This is a genomic window from Formosa sp. Hel1_31_208 (assembly GCF_900104785.1).
Taxonomy (GTDB): Bacteria; Bacteroidota; Bacteroidia; order Flavobacteriales; family Flavobacteriaceae; genus Psychroserpens.
This window is the reverse complement of the sequence record NZ_LT629733.1, coordinates 2693368-2713436: the sequence shown is the minus strand read 5'-3', so window position 1 is coordinate 2713436 and position 20069 is coordinate 2693368. Positions and strand designations below refer to the sequence as shown.

Annotated in this window: 18 protein-coding genes; 10 read left to right on the top strand and 8 right to left on the bottom strand. The window is 35.1% G+C overall.

The features are described 5' to 3' along the window. Positions 1–41: 41 nt before the first annotated feature. Positions 42–596 carry a thioredoxin family protein gene (locus tag BLT57_RS12315; RefSeq protein ID WP_091426059.1) on the bottom strand — a complete coding sequence of 185 codons (555 nt, stop codon included), beginning with the start codon at positions 594–596 and terminating at the stop codon, positions 42–44. Between the two features lie 20 nt (positions 597–616). Here BLT57_RS12315 and BLT57_RS12310 point away from each other — a divergent pair, with 20 nt between their 5' ends. From BLT57_RS12310 to BLT57_RS12300, 3 genes are read left to right on the top strand one after another with little or no spacing between them, the layout of a single operon-like run. Further along, complete coding sequence (locus BLT57_RS12310; RefSeq protein ID WP_091426056.1) at positions 617–952, top strand: tRNA-binding protein; 336 nt, start codon at positions 617–619, stop codon at positions 950–952. Positions 953–955: 3 nt separating this feature from the next. Continuing rightward, positions 956–1867, top strand: coding sequence for a bile acid:sodium symporter family protein (locus BLT57_RS12305; RefSeq protein ID WP_091426054.1), 912 nt, complete (start codon positions 956–958; stop codon positions 1865–1867). Then, the gene (locus BLT57_RS12300) at positions 1864–2895 is read left to right on the top strand and encodes a lysophospholipid acyltransferase family protein (protein ID WP_091426051.1); all 1032 of its coding nucleotides are present in this window, start codon (positions 1864–1866) and stop codon (positions 2893–2895) included. Before BLT57_RS12305 ends, BLT57_RS12300 begins: the two co-directional genes overlap by 4 nt. On the opposite strand, the gene BLT57_RS12295 is transcribed toward BLT57_RS12300, so the two are convergent. The 3 genes from BLT57_RS12295 to BLT57_RS12285 all read right to left on the bottom strand — a co-directional run bounded on the left by BLT57_RS12295 (position 2890) and on the right by BLT57_RS12285 (position 7701). Then, complete coding sequence (locus BLT57_RS12295; RefSeq protein WP_091426049.1) at positions 2890–5394, bottom strand: M14 family metallopeptidase; 2505 nt, start codon at positions 5392–5394, stop codon at positions 2890–2892. The two genes, BLT57_RS12300 and BLT57_RS12295, sit on opposite strands and share 6 nt — an antisense overlap. An 80-nt stretch (positions 5395–5474) precedes the next feature. Then, positions 5475–5876, bottom strand: a complete 402-nt coding sequence (locus tag BLT57_RS12290) for a PUR family DNA/RNA-binding protein (RefSeq protein WP_091426809.1) — start codon at positions 5874–5876, stop codon at positions 5475–5477. Between the two features lie 70 nt (positions 5877–5946). Continuing rightward, positions 5947–7701 carry an ABC transporter ATP-binding protein gene (locus tag BLT57_RS12285; RefSeq protein WP_091426047.1) on the bottom strand — a complete coding sequence of 585 codons (1755 nt, stop codon included), beginning with the start codon at positions 7699–7701 and terminating at the stop codon, positions 5947–5949. Positions 7702–7834: 133 nt separating this feature from the next. On the opposite strand from BLT57_RS12285, the gene BLT57_RS12280 reads away from it, so the two are divergent. The 4 genes from BLT57_RS12280 (at position 7835) to yajC (ending at position 10910) form a co-directional block, all read left to right on the top strand. Next, on the top strand, positions 7835–8938 hold the full coding sequence (locus BLT57_RS12280) for a Glu/Leu/Phe/Val dehydrogenase (RefSeq protein ID WP_091426045.1): 1104 nt from the start codon (positions 7835–7837) through the stop codon (positions 8936–8938). A 137-nt stretch (positions 8939–9075) separates the two neighbouring features. Further along, the gene (gene nusB / locus BLT57_RS12275) at positions 9076–9987 is read left to right on the top strand and encodes a transcription antitermination factor NusB (protein WP_091426807.1); all 912 of its coding nucleotides are present in this window, start codon (positions 9076–9078) and stop codon (positions 9985–9987) included. 125 nt (positions 9988–10112) lie between these two features. Next, positions 10113–10610 carry a DUF1573 domain-containing protein gene (locus BLT57_RS12270; RefSeq protein WP_091426805.1) on the top strand — a complete coding sequence of 166 codons (498 nt, stop codon included), beginning with the start codon at positions 10113–10115 and terminating at the stop codon, positions 10608–10610. Positions 10611–10619: 9 nt separating this feature from the next. Further along, complete coding sequence (gene yajC, locus BLT57_RS12265; RefSeq protein WP_091426044.1) at positions 10620–10910, top strand: preprotein translocase subunit YajC; 291 nt, start codon at positions 10620–10622, stop codon at positions 10908–10910. A 62-nt stretch (positions 10911–10972) separates the two neighbouring features. On the opposite strand, the gene BLT57_RS12260 is transcribed toward yajC, so the two are convergent. After that, a complete protein-coding gene (locus tag BLT57_RS12260; RefSeq protein WP_091426042.1) occupies positions 10973–11572 on the bottom strand; it encodes a YdeI family protein in 600 nt (199 codons plus the stop codon). Between the two features lie 10 nt (positions 11573–11582). Continuing rightward, a complete protein-coding gene (gene pepT / locus BLT57_RS12255; RefSeq protein WP_091426041.1) occupies positions 11583–12827 on the bottom strand; it encodes a peptidase T in 1245 nt (414 codons plus the stop codon). A 128-nt stretch (positions 12828–12955) separates the two neighbouring features. Between pepT and BLT57_RS12250 the strand changes: the two genes are divergently transcribed. Further along, the gene (locus BLT57_RS12250; protein WP_091426040.1) at positions 12956–13993 is read left to right on the top strand and encodes a quinone-dependent dihydroorotate dehydrogenase; all 1038 of its coding nucleotides are present in this window, start codon (positions 12956–12958) and stop codon (positions 13991–13993) included. Positions 13994–14041: 48 nt separating this feature from the next. On the opposite strand, the gene BLT57_RS12245 is transcribed toward BLT57_RS12250, so the two are convergent. Beyond that, positions 14042–15790: a zinc-dependent metalloprotease gene (locus BLT57_RS12245; protein ID WP_172827454.1), complete on the bottom strand. Its 1749-nt coding sequence runs from the start codon at positions 15788–15790 to the stop codon at positions 14042–14044. 268 nt (positions 15791–16058) lie between these two features. On the opposite strand from BLT57_RS12245, the gene BLT57_RS12240 reads away from it, so the two are divergent. Continuing rightward, positions 16059–16685, top strand: coding sequence for a LysE family translocator (locus BLT57_RS12240; RefSeq protein WP_091426804.1), 627 nt, complete (start codon positions 16059–16061; stop codon positions 16683–16685). Between the two features lie 37 nt (positions 16686–16722). Then, positions 16723–17586 carry a hydroxymethylglutaryl-CoA lyase gene (locus tag BLT57_RS12235; protein ID WP_091426037.1) on the top strand — a complete coding sequence of 288 codons (864 nt, stop codon included), beginning with the start codon at positions 16723–16725 and terminating at the stop codon, positions 17584–17586. A gap of 53 nt (positions 17587–17639) precedes the next feature. On the opposite strand, the gene BLT57_RS12230 is transcribed toward BLT57_RS12235, so the two are convergent. Next, on the bottom strand, positions 17640–19865 hold the full coding sequence (locus BLT57_RS12230) for a TonB-dependent receptor domain-containing protein (RefSeq protein ID WP_091426802.1): 2226 nt from the start codon (positions 19863–19865) through the stop codon (positions 17640–17642). Between the last annotated feature and the right edge of the window lie 204 nt (positions 19866–20069).

Here is a 20069-nt window from a genome sequence, read left to right as displayed (position 1 = left end):
AAATTAAAAAGGAGACATTAATTTGTCTCTTTTTTTTGTTCCTATTTCCACTTAATATTACAGCCAATACTAGGTTTTTGTTCTTCGGAAATGGGATCATTTGATAACGTGCAATCTAATGCCGTTCTGATATCTCTTCCTGTTACAGGAATCCCATTACCAGGTCTTGAGTCATCTAATTGTCCGCGGTAGACCAACTCCAAATCCGCATCAAACACATAAAAATCTGGGGTGCAAGCTGCATCATAAGCTTTAGCAACTTTCTGGTCTTCATCATACAAATACGGAAATATAAACCCGTGATCTATTGCATTCTGCTTCATTAAATGAGGGGAATCTTCAGGATAGTTTGCGGCATCATTACTAGAAATAGCGATGCAATTAATGCCTTTAGAGATATAATCTTCTGCAAGACGTGCCAATTCGGCATTCACATGTTTTACAAAAGGGCAGTGGTTACAGATGAACATTAGAAGTGTGCCGTTTTTACCTTTGACATCATCTAATGCTACTAAAGTATCGTCAACCGTATTTCGTAATTTGAAATCTGGAGCTTTGGTGCCTAAGGCTAACATATTTGAGGGCGTAAGTGCCATATTTTTTATACATTTAGATAATGGATAATATAATAACTTTCGAAGACTTTTCAAAGGTCGATTTACGTGTCGGGACAATCATTGAGATTTATGATTTTCCAGAAGCCAAAACCCCAGCATACCAACTTACTATTGATTTCGGTGAATTAGGGGTTAAAAAATCTTCAGCTCAAATCACTAAACGTTATAAAAAAGAAGAGTTACTCAATCGACAGATAGTTGCCGTGTTTAATTTCCCTAAAAAACAAATTGCCAAGTTCATGAGCGAATGTTTGATTTTAGGAGCTGTGGATGGTAAAGATGTAATCCTTTTAAATCCTGAACAAAATGTAAAAAACGGTTCAACTGTAGGGTAATTCATGGAGCAAATAGACAACGTAAAAATAAATTTTGATAGCAATGGCCTATGGGTTTTAAACATAGCATTGGCAATAGTAATGTTTGGTGTAGCCCTTGGGATTTCAATTGACGACTTTAAATCGTTATTAAAAACCCCAAAATTGGTATTGGTTGGGGTTTTAGCGCAATTTGTGTTGTTGCCATTATTGACTTTTTTAGTTATTGTTATAGTTAAACCTCAACCTAGTATTGCTTTAGGAATGATGATTGTTGCTGCTTGTCCAGGTGGAAATATTTCAAATTTCATGACACATCTTGCCAAAGGGAATACAGCCTTATCTGTGAGTCTGACAGCTTTTGGCACCTTTCTAGCAGTAATAGTCACGCCTTTAAATTTTCAGTTGTATGGGATGCTATATGAGCCAACGGCACAAATTTTAAAACATGTAGAATTACAACCTTTAGAACTGGTACAATTAGTTGTACTTATTTTGGGTATTCCTTTGTTTTTTGGAATGCTTTTAAGACATTGGAATAAAAATTTAGCTATCAAAATTTCTAAGTTATTAAAGCCCATTTCAATATTGGTGTTTGTTGCCATCGTTGTCATTGCATTTTCTAAAAATATAGATGTATTTAATGATTATATCCACTATGTTTTAATTATTGGTGTCTGCCATAATGCTCTTGCTATTATGCTTGGTTTCTTTACCGCAAAGGCATTTAGGCTATCATTTATAAATCAAAAAACACTAGCTATTGAAACAGGAATTCAGAATTCCGGATTGGGGCTCCTGCTCATATTTTCATTTTTTAGTGGTTTAGGAGGGATGGCTATTATGGCGGCGTTTTGGGGGATATGGCATATTGTCTCAGGATTGATATTAGCGTTTTATTGGGGATATAAACCATCTAAATTAGTTGAGGTTTGAAGCAGTTATGGTTATATAGTATTAGATCATATTTACGCTTAGGTCTATTTTTTTACTTTAAAAAAGTAGAAGTCATCAATTTAAAAGCAATACCAAAAGATGAGCCTGTTATCTTTTTAGCTAATCATCAAAATGCCTTATTAGACGCCATATTAATTGCGGTAAAAAACGGACGTTTTTCTTACTTTTTGACTAGAGCAAGTGTTTTTAGTGTTCCGTTAATTAGTAAGATGTTACAAAGCTTGCAAATGCTACCGGTCTATAGGGTTAGAGATGGTTTTGGGAACTTGAGTAAAAATACTTCTGTGTTTACGAAGAGTTCTCAATTGCTACATGAAAAAAAGGCTATTGTTATTTTTCCTGAAGGCAATCATAACTTAAAACGTACAGTAAGACCATTAAGTAAAGGGTTTACGCGTATTATTTTTCAAACTCTTGAGGATTATCCAGAAACTAAAATAAACGTAGTTCCTGTAGGACTGAATTTTAAACACGCTACAAAATATAGCGACAGTGCTTTAATCAATTTTGGTGTTCCCTTTCAAGTGGGGTCAGAGTTACTCAACGATAAAAACAAAAGCGTTTTGCAACTCAAAGAAGATGTATTTCTTCAGTTATGTCAGCTCACAACTCATATTGAAAGTGAAAACTATGATATCATAATTACATATCTTGAGAAGCTAAATGTAGATTTTACTCAACCTAAACACGTCAACCAATGTATTTCTAATGGTTTTGAAACTTGTAAAAAAGGTCTTCCTGAACATGATCATCGATTAAAGCGATTATCGAAAGTTTTATTGATTATAAACCTGTTCATTCCTTACATAATCTGGAAAAAAATGATCCAGCCAAAAATTAGTGAGGTAGAATTTATATCCACATTTAGGTTCGTGATTGCCATAACTTTAGTTCCAGTGTTTATAATAGTTGTAATGTCTGTATTAGGTGTTGTTTTTGAACTGAAATATGCATTCATATACCTTTTTAGCGTGATTGTTTTGAATATATTTTCAGTTAAATTATAACTCTTCTCTAAAGAAGATAGCATTCATTAATAACTTATTGGTGCCATACCAAAAGGCTCTAAAATTGGTGTTATCGGTGAATACTACTACATTTCCTCGTCCCATCCCTTTCACTTTAAATGGAACAGTTAGAGATAAGCTATCCAGATTTGGTTTAGAGATATATCCACTGAGTAAAGGTTGTTTAGAATAGCGTATTGGGTTGTTGTAACTCTGTTTATCAGCTTTCATGAACATTGTATTGTTTCTAAAAAGTGCGATTCTATCATTTTTAAAACCAAAGTTAATGGGGTGAGAACGGTCAGTTTCTGCTTCAAAAATAGCGCCGCCAATCACCTGAGCACCTCTAAAATTTCCACGATCTTCAAAGGAAATATCCTGAGCCGTGTTTTCCATCTTTTTGAAGTCAACCTTTATAAATTCATTACTTTTTAACCAATTTATTGCGCTTCTATATCCTATAATAGTGCCTCCATTTTGAACCCATGTTTTTAGTTTTTTTGTGGCATTACCGTTAATAGATCCGCTAGGTAAAATGATTGTATTGTATCTGTCTAAATCTACATTGCTTAATGATTTAGTATCTAACTTAGTCAAACGAATGTCATAACGGGTGTCAAATAAATGCCATATTTCACCGGCATCATAACTGCGAATGCCATCACCAACAATCATAGCTACTTTAGGTTGTTCTAAGGCTCTAAATTGATTACTACCTAAGTCGATACCTTGAGTTAATCCCGTATTGACAGCATCAATGCTTATGTGGCTATCGCTTGCGACGTTTTGCAGAAAACTGTAAAGTTCATCAATAGACTTGTTTTGATTTTGAACCGGTATTAAGATGGTACCGTAATCATAGGTTTTACCATTCATACTAAATTGCTTCATACCTACTTTTGCACGTAATCCGCTACCTAAAATTGTATTTAAGGCTTTTGGAGTATAGTATTCGTGCCATTCCATGAGGTAAGCATATTGGCTTTTCTCAGTCACAGTTCCTGAGGGCATATTTAGATCATCTACTTTTTCTCCCGCATTGGCTGTTGAAACACCCTCCGCATAGTCTAGGCCAAAGGCTAAAGGAAAAGTCCAAGCTGATACATCATAAAACAGACTGTCTTGAAATTTAGTACGTTTTTCAAACATCGCATTGATTAATCGCGTGTTCTTTTGATTCTTCGGAATGATATAAGCATAGCCTTTTTTGAAACGTTTTCCATTGCTCGTGAAATCGTTCTTCAATTCATGAAATTCAATTTGCTGACGTTCTAATATTTCTGCTAAGTGATATGTCTTTGTTGCATCTTTTTCATCACCAAAAACGATAGCCTTCCCGTTTTCTTTTGCGGCTTCAGTCCTTGCATTTTTATAGAAATCATGTTGGTATTGCAATAGGTCTTCTCGCATGTTCTTTGCAGCTTTAAGCGTTGACAAAGCTGCCGTAAATTGATTGCGTATGGTAAATGGAAATGTAAGTAAACCATTGTCACTCTCTTGGATGTGTCCTCGAGAACTGGCTTGCTCGAATAAAATACCTACGCCACCATTAATATCAGGAAAGGTAGATCCTTTTCCGTAGTAGAAGTCATCAAAACTTTCTTCGGTGTAGTAAAGCGATCCTATTTTATCTAGAGCTTGAGCGTGATAGTTTCCAATACTTTTGGTGAGCTCTTGATTTAATTTTGGAGTTAATGGATGTGTTCGCGACGGAATTCCAGGTTGGAAAAAGAAAGTTGCGTTGGTACCCATTTCGTGATGATCGGTAAGAATGTTTGGCAACCATTTATGGAAACTGGCAATTCGTGCTCTTGATTCTGGCAATTGCACAGGAAGCCAATCTCGATTCATATCAAACCAATAGTGATTGGTTCGTCCACCAGGCCATACTTCGCTATATTCTCTGTCATTAGGATCAGGATTTAAATGCATACTTCTATTTGTATTAGCCCAATACGCAAAACGTTGTAAACCATCAGGATTGTAGGAAGGATCAAATAATATAACGGTATTGTCTAATAAGGTTTTTACGTCTTGACTTTCAGAGGCTGCTAAATGATAGGCCACTAATAGCGCAGCATTAGATCCACTAGGCTCATTTCCATGTATAGAAAATCCTTGATATACAACTATTGGCATTGCACTAGTATTGACCGAATTACTCTCCGTAGAAGCGATATGCGCAGTTCTAATGACATCAATATTTTGATGATTTTTAGGAGAAGTAATGGTCAAGAGAAGCAAAGGTCTACCTTCAAAGGTAGCGCCTCTATTTTCTATGTGTATCCTATCTGAAGATGCAGCTATGGTCTGCATGTACTGCACTAATTTGTCATGTGTGATATGCCATTCACCAACCTCATGACCAATTACAGATTGAGGTGTTGGGATAGTTGGGTTGTAGGTACTGTTTTGAGGAAGATAATAGTCAAGTGTAGTTTGTGATTGAGCATTAAGCTGAAAGAAGCTCAGTGCAAGTAGGAGGATAGTTAGTTTCATATAAATTGATTAAAGTATAAAAATAAAAAAACCGTTACGCATTGCGTAACGGTTTACTATTATTTAACAGTTATTTTGATTTAAATATCCTCAAAACTGATGTCTGTAAATTTATCTGCTGAGTCTGAATCATTGTTGCTTTCGCCTCCTTCAGCCACGTCATCATTCACGGTATATTCATCTTTTTTAAAGTCTTTTTGATGACGCTCACTAATCACTTCATCCCCTTTTTCAGCGATGATATAATCAGTCATCTCTTGTAAAATGTTATTGAATTCTGAGAAATCTTCTTTATATAAATAGATCTTGTGTTTTTTGTAGTGAAAAGATCCATCATCGTTTGTAAATTTTTTGCTTTCTGTGACTGTAAGATAATAGTCTCCCGCTTTAGTTGCTCTTACATCAAAAAAATAGGTTCTTCGCCCTGCTCTTAATACTTTTGAATATATCTCCTCTTTTTCCATCATTCCGTGATCGCTCATAGCTAATTCTAATTTTTCAAATTGATTGTGCATCAAAAATCTAAAAAAAAAGATTAGTAAACAAAAATAATTATAATTCTTTTGTACTAAGTTGTTTTATATAAAGCTCTTTGTAGTATCCATCAGTGTTTACTAACGTTTCATGAGTGCCGTGTTGAACGATTTTACCATCTTCAAGGATAATTATCTTATCGGCATCTTTAGCTGAAGACACACGATGACTCACGATAATAGTTGTCTTTCCATCTGAAATTTCTCGCAGGCTTTTAAGAATTTTTTCTTCAGTTTCAGTATCTACAGCCGATAAACAGTCGTCGAATAACATGATTTCTGGAGCCTCAATAATAGCTCTAGCAATAGAAATACGTTGCTTTTGCCCACCTGATAACGTAATGCCACGTTCTCCAAGTTTCGTTTGATAGCCTTTTTTGAATTTAGTGATATTTCGATGTACATCAGCAAGTTTAGCTGCTCTGATAACTTCATCATCAGTGGCGTCTTCTTTACCAAATTTGATGTTATTGGCAATAGTATCAGAGAATAAAAAGGCATCCTGAGGAACATATCCAATACCGTCTCTTAAACTTTTTAGATTAACCTGATCAATGTTTATTCCATCGATTAGAATTTGTCCGTCTTGAACATCATAAAGACGCCCAAGAAGATCTAAAATAGTCGATTTCCCTGATCCTGTTTTTCCTAAGATGGCAAGGGTTTCCCCTTTGTGAAGCGTAAAACTTATACCGTCAAGGGCTTTGATATTGGTGTCTGGATACACATAGGTTACATTCTTGAATTCAATGTTGCCATTGATTTCTGACGGTGTTGTATTTAAATTTTTAATATCGGGTTCTTGTTTTAAAAACTCATTGATTCGTTTTTGAGAGGCTTCTGCCTGCTGAACCAAATTAGTAACCCAACCAACGGTCGCTACAGGCCATGTGAGCATATTTACATATATTAAAAACTCTGCAATGGTTCCAATTTCTTTGATTTCACCATTGATATATTGCATCCCGCCTATATAGGCAACGAGGATATTACTGATACCAATTAAGAGAATCATTGATGGAAAAAACAAAGCCTGTACCTTAGTTAGATCGATTTGTTTCTGTTTGCTTTCTTCGGAAAGTGCATTGAATTCGTCATAGTTGGCATTTTCAATGCCGTAAGATTTAATCACGGAGATACCACTGAATGATTCCTGAGTATACGTCGATAGATGTGACAGGTACTCTTGTACGATACGACTACGCTTATTAATGATTTTACTCAGTTTGTATATGATAATAGACAGTATAGGTAAGGGAAGTACGGTGTATAATGTGAGTTTTGGTGCGACACTTACCATATAAATTAAGGCTACAACAAAAAGTGTTACTGTATTAATCGTGTACATTATAGCTGGTCCAGCATACATACGTACTTTGCCCACATCTTCACTAATTCTATTCATTAAATCTCCAGTTCGATTCGCTTTATAAAAATTAAGTGATAGATTTTGATATTGTTGATAGACTTCATTTTTAAGGTCATATTCGATATAACGTGAGACATTAATAATGGTTTGTCGCATTAAAAACGTAAAAATACCAGTAATGACCGCAGCACCAATTAAATACATAATATTTGTAGCTAATTCTTGTCTAAAAACTTCATTTGAAATTTCACCATCGAAAGCTTTTGAGATCGTAGTGATCGACTTGCCGATAAATCTTGGTGTGAACAGTGCAAATATTTTTGCACCAACAGTAATTAAAATACCAAACAACAATCTGTAACGATACTTATAAAAGTATTTATTAATATGTTTAAGTTCCTTCATTTACAATTTTTGAGGCTTAGATATTAACAATTTGACATTTTAACGCCTGTATTTTTGCTAATACTCCAATATTGCTTTATTTTTGCACGATATTTTACAAATAATATAAAATAGATTCTTAATCTAAGTTCAAATGACATCAGACGTTATAAGTTCTAAAGAACTCACAAAAATTGACCCAGTATTCGGTCAAAAATCCTTTGATAATCACGAGCAAATCGTTTTTTGCAACGACAAAGATACTGGTTTAAAAGCAATAATTGGTATTCATAATACAGTTTTGGGCCCTGCACTTGGCGGTACCAGAATGTGGTCCTATACTAATGAATGGGAAGCCCTTAATGATGTGCTAAGACTTTCCCGCGGTATGACGTTTAAATCAGCAATTACGGGTTTAAATCTTGGTGGAGGAAAAGCGGTTATTATCGGAGACGCTAAAACACAAAAAACACCAGAATTAATGAAAAAATTTGGTGAATTTGTACATTCTTTAAGTGGACGTTATATTACAGCTGAAGATGTGGGAATGACAACCGATGATATGGATACGGTAAGAGAAGTAACACCTTATGTTACAGGTATATCTGAACATAAGGGAGGCGCTGGTAACCCTTCGCCAATTACAGCTTATGGCGTATTTATGGGTATGAAGGCGGCTGCAAAATTTAAATATGGTAGTGAAGTTTTAGAAGATAAATCAATATTCGTTCAGGGTATCGGTCATGTTGGAGAATCGTTAGTAGAGCATTTATTAAATGAAGGCGCTAAGGTCACGATTGCAGATATCAATCAAGAACGTTTGGAAGAAGTTAGAGCGAAGCATGATGTAACGATTTACGGAGGACAAGATATTTATGCTGAGCCTATGGATATATATGCACCTTGTGCCTTAGGAGCGACGATAAATGATGATACCATCAATAAATTACAAGCGGATATTATCGCAGGAGCTGCTAATAATCAGTTGGCAGATGAAATTAAACACGGAAAATTATTACAAGATAAAGGAATAGTTTACGCACCAGATTTCTTAATCAATGCAGGTGGTATTATTAATGTTTACGCCGAACTAGAGAATTACGATAAGCAAGAAATTATGCGTAAAACTGAAAACATCTACAATACAACCTTAGAGATTTTTGAACGTGCTAAACAAAATGGAGTCACAACAAACGTTGCGGCATTGAATATAGCAAAAGAACGCATCGAAACAAGAAAAAGAGAACAGGCAAAATAAATGTAAATCCTGATCAAATATTTCATTAGATTTAAAATAATAGTATTTTTGCAAAGCGAGAGATTAAAAACTTTCGCTTTGTTAATTTCTAGCTCTTTGTAACCATGTTAAACAGACGACATATTCGTATTAAAGTTATGCAAACGCTTTACGCTTCTAAAGGAAGTGAAAGTGATAACATAAAAAACAACGAAAAATTTCTACTTCTAAGTCTGAATAGTATGTATGATCTGTTCTTGGCGCAATTATCTCTTCTCATTGAAGTTCATAAAAAGGCGAAGGACCGCTTAGATAAAAACCAGTTAAAACTTTTAGCGACTCAAGAAGACAAGAATCCAAATGCTAAGTTTATAAATAACGAAGTGTTAGTGTTGTTAAGTACAAATGAAGCCTTACAAGAACTTATTGAAGATCAGAAGGAAAACTTATGGTACTTAGATTTTGAATATGTAGATGTCATTTTCAAGGTCATAATAGAGAGTGATATCTATAAAGATTACATGGCTACAAAGACGTCTACTTTCAAGGAGGACAAGAATTTTATCATTGATATATTTACTGAAATTATTGCGCCAAATGATAAGCTCTATGATTATTTTGAAGATAAACGTATCACATGGTTGGATGATTTACCCGTAGTAAATACAGCTATTTTGAAACTTCTTAAAAAAGTAAAGGCCGCTTCTGATGGTAATATGTTTACCCCAGAATTGTTTAAAGATTTGGAAGACAAAGAATTTGGATTGGATCTGCTAAAAAAAACAATATTGAATCAAGGGGTTTTTAATACTGAAATAGCGTCGAAGACTAAAAATTGGGATGCAGATCGAATTACACAAATTGATACTGTGCTCATGCAAATGGCTATCTGTGAATTCCAGAAATTTCCATCAATACCAGTGAAAGTTACAATTAACGAGTATTTGGAAATTGCAAAAGAGTACTCAACACCTAAAAGTAGTACCTTTATTAATGGCATTTTAGATAAAATACTTAAGGAGTATTCAGAGGAAGGACAATTCAATAAAATAGGTCGCGGATTACTATAGTTTTCTAAGGTTTACAAGTCATAGACTGTTAATCTTTTACTTGAATATGGGCTAAAAATTTTAATTGGATGAAATTATTATTACATTTGGCTTCTCGAATCAAAAATTATTTAAATATTATAACAATGAAAAAAGCAATTTTAGCGTTAAGCGCATTATGTTTAGTAGCTTTCACATCTTGTAAAGAAGATGCTACTAGTAAGATCAATTCTGATAACGTAGCGGCAGCTGCTGAGAGAGATGCAAGTGCTGCAGATTTTCCAGTAATCACTTTTGAAGAAACCGAACACGATTTTGGAACTATCATCAATGGCACGCCAGTTGAAACAAAATTCAAATACACTAACACAGGAAAAACTCCATTAGTTGTTAGTAATATCAAAAGTACTTGTGGTTGTACTGTACCATCAGATTGGAACAGAGACCCTTTAGCTGCAGGTGAGTCTGCTGAGTTTACAGTGAAATTTAACGGAAAAGGATCGAATCAAGTTCAAAAGTCAATTACCTTAACAACAAACACCGAAAAAGGTTCTGAAGTTGTAAAGATTAAAGCTTTTGTTCAACCAGATCCTAATGCACCAGCTAAAAAAGCAGGTACAGCTTCAATAAAATCAGTTCAGTAGAATAGTTTTATGGGAGAAATTGGAAATTTTTTACCGTTTATAGCCATGTTTGCGGTGGTATACTTCTTTATGATTGCGCCACAAATGAAACGTGCAAAGCAAGAAAAAGCATTTGCAGCGAGTTTAAAACGCGGTGATAAAGTGGTTACTAAGAGCGGTATGCATGGCAAGATTGTTGATTTAAATGATAAAGACAACAGCTGTGTTATTGAAACACTTGCAGGAAAAATCAAATTTGAACGCTCAGCGCTTTCAATGGAAATTAGCAAGAAACTCAACGCTCCTGCCAAAACAAAATAGTACTAACAATACAATATAAAAACTCCGAAATTTTTGATTTCGGAGTTTTTTTTTGGGTTTACTTAACCGTTTTTATACTTGTCATTTAGTCCAATACCGTTGATAATCATTGGCGTTATTTTTTTTAATCGCGATTGTTTAGTCGCGTCGCGTTTGGCTTCACTAATATAGGCGCAGTATTCACGTTGTTTCCCAGGTGTTAAGGCTTTAAAACCTGTGTTTAGTTTTGTATTGGATTTTAAAACACCTTTTAATTCACTTGGGATGAGTAGGTCTTTGATTTTGCGAGTAGGCTTTATTTCTCGACCTAACCGTTGGTTTTCTATGGCCTCTTTCACATAAGCTAAAACGGCAGGCTCATTGATGTCTGCTTTTTTCTCAAAGCGCATTTGACGTAGCGCTTTTGTCTTATCTTCTTGAGCATTAATTAAGAGATTATGCTCATCTTTTAGAAATACTCCTTGATGAAACCACAAGCAGAAATGATGTTTAAAAGCACCAATACCTAGGACATTTTTGCCTTTAAGACAGTAGGTTGGCATACTCCACTTTATTGATTCCTCTAACCCTGTAGAATTGATGATCTTTCGTAAGAGTGAAAGTTCATCTGCATAATGTGCATTAATCTCAATATATTCCTCTACAGAATAAACTTTTTGCATTTGTATTAGTTTATTTTTTAGCTTTTACTGCGGTCAACTCAGCAATTTTACAAATCACTTCAGTAGCTTTAATCATACTTTCTACTGGGACATATTCATAGCGTCCATGGAAATTATGTCCGCCAGCAAAAATATTTGGACATGGCAAGCCCATATAACTCAGCTGAGAACCATCAGTGCCACCTCTAATTGGCTTTATCAGTGGTTCAATACCTAGTTGTTTCATGGCTTCTTCGGCAATATCTACAATATGCATTACAGGTACGACCTTTTCCTTCATATTAAAGTACTGGTCCTTAATCTCGATACTCACGACTTCACGTTCATATTGCGCATTGATTTCATTGGTGAGTTTTTGCATTACTTCTTTACGCGCCTCAAAATGTCCCATATCATGATCTCTAATGATATATTGTAAGACAGTTTCTTCCACTTTACCATTCATATTATGGAGGTGGAAAAAACCTTGATAACCTTCTGTGTGCTCAGGAGTTTCCATACGTGGTAAGGAATTGATGAATTCTGTAGCGATATAGATGGAGTTAACCATTTTTCCTTTGGCATATCCAGGATGTACAATTTTTCCTTTTATGGTCACTTTAGCGCTTGCTGCATTAAAATTTTCATATTCCAATTCACCAATCTGACTACCGTCCATAGTATATGCCCAATCAGCACCAAATTTTTTAACATCAAATTTGTGTGCACCTCGTCCGATCTCTTCGTCCGGTGTAAACCCAATTCTAATCGTACCATGTTTAATCTCTGGGTGTTGTAGCAAATATTCCATTGCCGAGATTATTTCGGTGATACCTGCTTTGTCATCTGCTCCTAAAAGTGTTGTACCGTCGGTTGTTATTAAAGTTTGTCCTTTATATAGTAAAAGGTCTTCAAAATAATCTGGCGACAAAACAATTTGTTCTTTTGTATTTAGTATAATATCCTTTCCGTCGTATGTGTCTATTATTTGTGGCTTGACATTGGCTCCGGTAAAATCAGGAGTCGTATCAAAATGAGAAATAAAACCAATGGTTGGTACCTTATAATCAACATTAGAAGGTAAGGTGGCCATGATATAGGCATTCTCATCAATGCTTATATCTGATAAACCAATAGCCTTTAGCTCATCGACTAAAGCGTTAGCAAGATCCCATTGTTTCGCTGTACTCGGAGTGGTATCACTTTCTGGATCAGATTCGGTATCTACGGTAACATAACTAATAAAACGTTTGATAATATCTTCTTTGGTAATCATATACTTATACTGTTATAGTTGCATTTAGAGTTTGAGTGAGGGAAAATAAAATCCTTTAAGGATTTATGGGATGAAAGTTAGCGATTTTAATCAAATCTATAGTATTTTTGCAACAGAAAAGATTTCCTATGTACAAGCTTTTATTACGACCCTTACTATTTCAATTTGATCCAGAAAGCGTACACCATTTCACCTTTTCTTTAATTCGAAATGTGTCCAAGATTCCTGGGATGAAGGCCTTATTTAGAAGTTTATACCTGGTTAAGGATAAAAGTTTAGAACGAGAATTATTCGGTATAACCTTTAAAAATCCAGTAGGTCTTGCTGCTGGTTTTGATAAGAATGCTGTCCTGTATAATGAACTGGCTAATTTTGGTTTTGGGTTTATTGAAATTGGTACAGTTACGCCAAGAGGTCAAGTTGGTAATCCGAAAAAACGTTTATTCCGACTGAAAGATGACTATGGGATAATTAACCGAATGGGATTTAATAATGACGGTTTAGAGGCTGCGATTGAAGAGCTGAAAAAAAATAAAGGACAATTAATCATTGGCGGAAATATTGGAAAAAACACTGATACAAAACCTGAAAATTACACCATAGACTATCTGGATTGTTTTAAAGGTTTGCATCCGTACGTTGATTATTTTGTACTAAACGTGAGTTGTCCAAATGTTGATAGTCATGCTAAATTGAACGATAAAGATTATCTTATAGAGCTCATTTCTGAAGTGCAAAAAGCAAATCATACCTTCGAAGTACAAAAACCTATTTTGCTGAAAATTGCACCAGACCTTAACACACATCAATTGGATGAAATTATAGAGCTTATTTCAGAAACAAAATTAGACGGAGTTATCGCGAGTAATACATCTAAAGACCGAAACGGTTTAAAAGCATCCAATGATAGGCTTAAAGAGATTGGAAATGGAGGGTTAAGTGGTCAGCCTATAAAAGACAAATCAACTCAAGTCATAAAGTATTTGGCAGACAAAAGCAATAAGGCCTTTCCAATTATTGGAGTAGGTGGTATTCATTCCGCTACTGATGCCATAGAAAAAATGGAAGCAGGTGCAGATTTGGTTCAAATCTATACAGGTTTTATTTATGAGGGTCCGAAATTAATTAAAGACATCAACAAAGCACTCATAAAAAAGGCGAATTGAAATTAATCAATTCGCTTTTTTTTATAAACGTATACCTATTTATCTCTATTAATTTTTAATAAATGGAATCGTATTAGAGCTCGTTCCTTTTGAGATTTTGATATAATAAACACCATCGCTAAAGCGTTCTGCTGAAATAAGCAAATCTTCAGCGCTAGTAATTGTCTTCTCTGCAATAACTTGGCCTAGAACATTGTAAATCGTAAAGGAATCTGGAAGATTACTTTGGTTTGATAACTTAATATTCAATGTGTTTTTTGTTGGATTTGGATAAACCGAAATAGGGTTGTTAGTAAAATAATCATCAACACCTAATACGTCATTAGCCATGTAAATAACTTCTCCTAATCCATAATTACCTCCAGTAGCAATTTCAGCGCCTTCAAATGTTGTTAATGTATATGATCCTAATCCTTCAGCGCAGCAGATGCCATCGCCAAAACTATCTAAAATCTCAAAGGTATAGCATTCGTTTGTTGAGACTGTGAAATTTTCAGTAATCGTTTGAAAATCATCTACACCTTCTACATATTGCGGACTTGTATATACTGCATTTCCACTACCATCAGTCAATACCCAAGATGTTTCACTCGGATAGTCATCCATAACTAAAGTCAATACAATTTCATTAGTTGAGATATCTTCAACACCAACTTCTATATACTCTGAATAAACTTTTGTTAATGAGTTTGAGCCATCAGAAATGGTCAATGCCACATCATATACTCCCGAACCTGTATAGGTGTGAGTGGGGTTTTGTGTTGTGTAATCGATAACATCATCACCATCAACATCCCATTCCCATGAGGTAGCACCAACACTATTGTCTGTAAAACTTACATCTAGGGTGTTGCTACAATCTCTTGTAAAGGCAGATGCAATATCTACATTAAAAGTTGGGCAAGCCATTACAGCTCTTGATGCTTGATAAACTCCGTAAATTCTAGCATATTGTCCAGCTGAAAATTCTGTTCGACATTGTTTTCTTGAATACGACATGATGTTAAACGGATTAGGAACAAATAAATCACCATTAGCATCAAAGACAGTACCTACATATATACAAGAGGAAGAAACATTACTTCCACTTAACTGAGGATCTGCTGGTGTGTCACAGACAAAGTCACCAGCTGAATCGCAATTAGACCCATCTACTAATTCATTCGTTAATGAAGAGTTGCTATTGCCATGTGTGTGCGATAAACCAAAGAAATGTCCTACTTCATGCGACAAGGTACTACCGTTTATGGCACAAGAATTATTCATTAAGATAACTTCTGGTCCACCAGGAAAATAAGCATAACCGCAAACGGCATTTCCACTAGAACTCGTTACAGCATCGGTGAAATAAATATTAATTACATTATTCACATTGTGAGTGCCAGTAAGAGCAGCTTGCTCATCAATAGTGTAGTCATAGTATTCAGAACTATCAATATAATTAATTCCCTCACACAAAAAGAATTCAAGGTAGGCATTGGCATAATAACTATTCATAATAGATAGAGCCTGGTTCAGTTCACTTTCCGTTAGGCCACCTGTACCGCTATCCGTTCTAATAATGTGTGCTTTAATTGGGACAGAGCTAATAGCACTTGATGTATTTCTTTGAGATTGTAATTGGTAAAATTCTTGCTCGTATTCCTGAATTTGAGGTAAAAGCTCTTGCAAATAGCGCTCTGATTCCGGCGTTGCTATGGTCCCACATTCTGCTTCTTGTTGTGCAGAAAGTGTTAAAATCCCGCAGCTAAATGCTAAAAATAGGCATAGTTGTTTAATTCGTGTAATTTGTTTCATAACAAAATAGGTGTTTTTTAGGATGGTAAACATATTAAAAATCCGATAAAATACCTAATAATATAGATGAAACACCTTTCGTTTGTCAGTTTATAGCTGCTTTTTTTGTGGCTGTCGAGACGTCTTGAAGTTCTAACCAGATTAGCTAAACCACATTTTGAACCGAGCTTAAAATTAATTGTCGTTGATTAGAGGATGTTTTGTATTTTAATTACTTACACGCATCAAAATCTTTTTTTAATATTATTTTTACGAAAAATTGAACATACTGAATTACGAACTACTCATATCATTTGTTATTGCGACTTCAGTATTAGCAATTTCGCCTGGTCCTGATAATATCTATGTGCTCATGCAGAGCATTGTCAATGGAAAGAAGTATGGTCTTGCAACGGTAGCTGGATTAATTTCTGGATGTTTAATTCATACGACTTTAGTGGCTTTCGGTGTGTCGGCAATTATTAAGGAAAATGATACCGTTTTTTTTGTGATTAAATTATTTGGAGCGCTCTATTTGTTGTTTTTAGCTTACAAAGTCTATCGCTCTAATGCTGCATTAGATTTGGATTCAGACCAAATCCCGAAGAAAAGCGTTGCACAGCTTTTTAAGCAAGGCTTTATTATGAATGTTCTTAATCCTAAAGTATCAATTTTCTTTTTGGCATTTTTTCCATCCTTTTTGTTCAGTCCCACACTTGATACTGTTTTTCAGTTTTACATTTTAGGTCTGCTTTTTATGTTTGTTTCTGCGTTAATATTTTCTGCAATTGCAATCTTAGCTGGACATATTTCAGATTACACAAAACAGCATAGTCATATTGGATATTATTTTAAATGGATACAGATTGTTGTGTTCGTAGGAATTGCCATTTTTATTTTCACTGCTGAAAAATAGCCTTAAATAAATCATCTTAATCACTATCTTTGACGCAATGAATAAAGCACTCAAAATAATTGAATGTCCGCGTGATGCTATGCAAGGCATCAAAGAATTTATTCCTACCGATAGGAAAGTGCAATACATTCAATCCTTACTAAGGGTTGGATTTGACACGATTGATTTTGGGAGCTTTGTATCGCCTAAAGCGATTCCTCAAATGATTGATACGTCTGAAGTCTTGGCACAATTGGATTTGAGTTCTACCAAAAGTAAGTTGCTTGCAATTATAGCTAATACAAGAGGAGCGAATGATGCATGCCAACACGCTGAAATTAGTTACTTAGGGTATCCGTTTTCCATCTCCGAAAATTTTCAAATGCGTAATACGCATAAAACGATTGCGCAATCCGTAGTGACACTTTCTGAAATTTTAGAACTCGCCAATAAACATAGCAAAGAGGTGGTGGTTTATATTTCCATGGGGTTTGGAAACCCTTATGGGGATCCTTGGAATGTGGCTATTGTAGGAGAGTGGACGGAGCGATTGAGTAACATGGGTGTAAAAATTTTATCTCTAAGCGATACTATAGGTAGTTCAAATCCCGAAAGTATTGATTATTTATTCTCTAACTTAATTCCGAAGTATCCAGAAATTGAATTTGGCGCTCATTTACATACTACACCTACAACGTGGTTTGAAAAAGTAGATGCCGCGTATAAAGCTGGATGTATGCGTTTTGATGGTGCTATTCAAGGATTTGGCGGCTGTCCGATGGCCAAAGACGAACTCACGGGTAATATGCCTACTGAGAAGCTATTATCCTATTTCACATCAAAAAAGAATAATAATCTTAATGCTATGAGTTTTGAGAGTGCCTATAATGAAGCGACAAAAATCTTTACGACTTATCATTAAAAAAAAGAGCCATTATTGTTATAATGACTCTTTACTGCACATAAAATATACTTCTAAAATCGCAATTCTAAACCAGCATAGGCACCAAACGGATGTCCGGGACGTAATCCAGCTGGAACCCTTGAAACCGCATAAGTTTCATCTAAGAGATTGATGATATTCCCGGTGAGACTTAAATACTTTGTGAGGTGATATTTACCTGAGAAATCAAATATGAAGTTGGAGGTTACGCCATTGCTATCTGTTATTGCTTCAGTGCCCGCCGTTGTTCTGAAAGCACCATTATAACGACCATTGAGATGTATTTCAAATGATGCGTGTTCGAGTGAAATGGTAGTATTGAACTGATGTTTTGCAATATATGGCAGTTCATCACCTTTAGTTACTTCTCCCCAAAGATCATCTGAGCTGCCAAAACTATTTAGGAATTCGGTATCTGTAAAAGTATAGCCAAAAGTAATCGGTAATGCGAATTTTGAGTTTTTAGCTAAGAGATCATAATTTAATAGTAATTCTAAACCGCGAACACTAACTTCGCCTGCATTAAATTGTTCTAGGGAGCCAGTACCACCCGTTGCTGCAAGATCACTACCTAAGAGGTTGCTATAATCGTTATAAAAAGCAACGACTTCTCCGCTAATTTCTTTCATACTAAAGCGGGTCCCTAATTCGTAGTTGACACTTTCTTCTGGTTTTTGACCTAATTGATTACTAGGAGGAGAAAAGCCCTTATGTATACCACCATAAACAGATAAATCATTATCAAATTTATAGTTAAATCCAATACCTGGTATAAATACATCAACTTGGTTTTCTCTTGTAGTTAAATTGCTACCCGTTCTGTTAGGATCATTGGTACCAAAGTTTTCACGATTTAAAACAATGTTCTCATATCTCAAACCAGGAGTTAAAGTCAGGTTCTTATATTTCAGTTTGTAAAGCACATAAGCTGCAAAAGCATTGGCACTACTAATCCTGTTCGCATCACTTCCAAGTGGTGCGTCTGTGGTTAAAATCATATCACCATCTGTCATGCTGTATCCATCTTCCCATTGGATACGATCTTCTTCGTCATAGTGATAGCGAAGTCCTACTTCGAGATCATGAAATACCTGCTCTCCAGACCAATGGTAATCAAGTTTTGTCTGAACCCCTTTTGATACGTAAACCCTATTATTGGCTTTAACTAAAAGAGCATCAGCATCAGAATTAGCGCTTCCGTTGACAATAGCCATGTAATCGGAAAATGTTTCAGGATCTCCAACAATAGAGGCAATACTTGCTTTTGTACCGTTAAATACTACATCATCTAGCTTATACCAATTTCTGGAAAACCCATTATAGTAACCAGTGGTCGTAATTCTGAGTGTCTTGCTTATATCTAATTGATGTGAGAGCATAAACTGAATATGATCGTTGGTCATGGTGTCCTCTTGTGAACTGGCATAACGATCAAAGGGGTTTGAATTGAAATCGGCTTGCGTTAAACCTAGATAAGTTTCGTTTGAGATTTCATCCGAATATTGAAATTTTACATCTAATGCCTGCTGTACTTTCGCATTAGCATTCGTATTGACACGGAATTTTGCTACCAGATCATTTTTATCAAAACCGGTATTACCGCCATCAGGTAAATTTTTGAATCCATCCGAATTAAAATTTAGATATTCAATACTATAGCCAATATTAGCTTTGCTATCGCCAATTTTTGCATGAAACTGATTAGAATTAAAACTACCAGTACTAGCTTTTACCCGTCCTGTAAAAGAATTTGGGATTTGGCTAGACACTAAATTGATTGCACCACCTGTTGTAAACGGACCATACTGTACTTGACTACTACCTTTTAGAATTTCAACGGCTTCCATTCTTGCTACCGATGGGAAATAATAGGCTGCGGGAGCACTATATGGTGCAGGAGCAATAAGCACCCCATCTTCCATGATGGATATTTTAGCGCTTCTTTCAGGAGAGGTACCTCTTAAACTAATGTTAGGTCTTAATCCAAAGCCATCTTCTTCGTAAATATTTACACCAGGTACGGTTCTTAAAGCTCTATTAATATCAGTATAATTAAATTTTGCTAGCTCTTTTGGAGAGATGTAATATGATGAACCTGTTCTGTTTTTAGCTTGGTATTTATTACCGAAAATCACATTGGTTTTTAATAGGACTTCATCAAGCTTTTGAATGGAATCTTTAGCTTGGGTATTCGGTGAATTTTGTGCAAATGACACACCAATAGAAAGTAAGAATAATAATACGATTTTATATTTCATTTTATTTAGACTCATTTAAAATAGTTGATTTTTCGGGTGCAAATTTAAGCATGAAATATACTTTATCAAAGTTTATTTAGAATAAATAAGAATAAAATTTATAAAGATTTGAAAGTCAGTAGTATTGATTCTATATTATTTTTAGCCGTCTCTGTTTTGATTTATTAAGAACACTTCATATCTTGAATATTATGCTTATTTTAG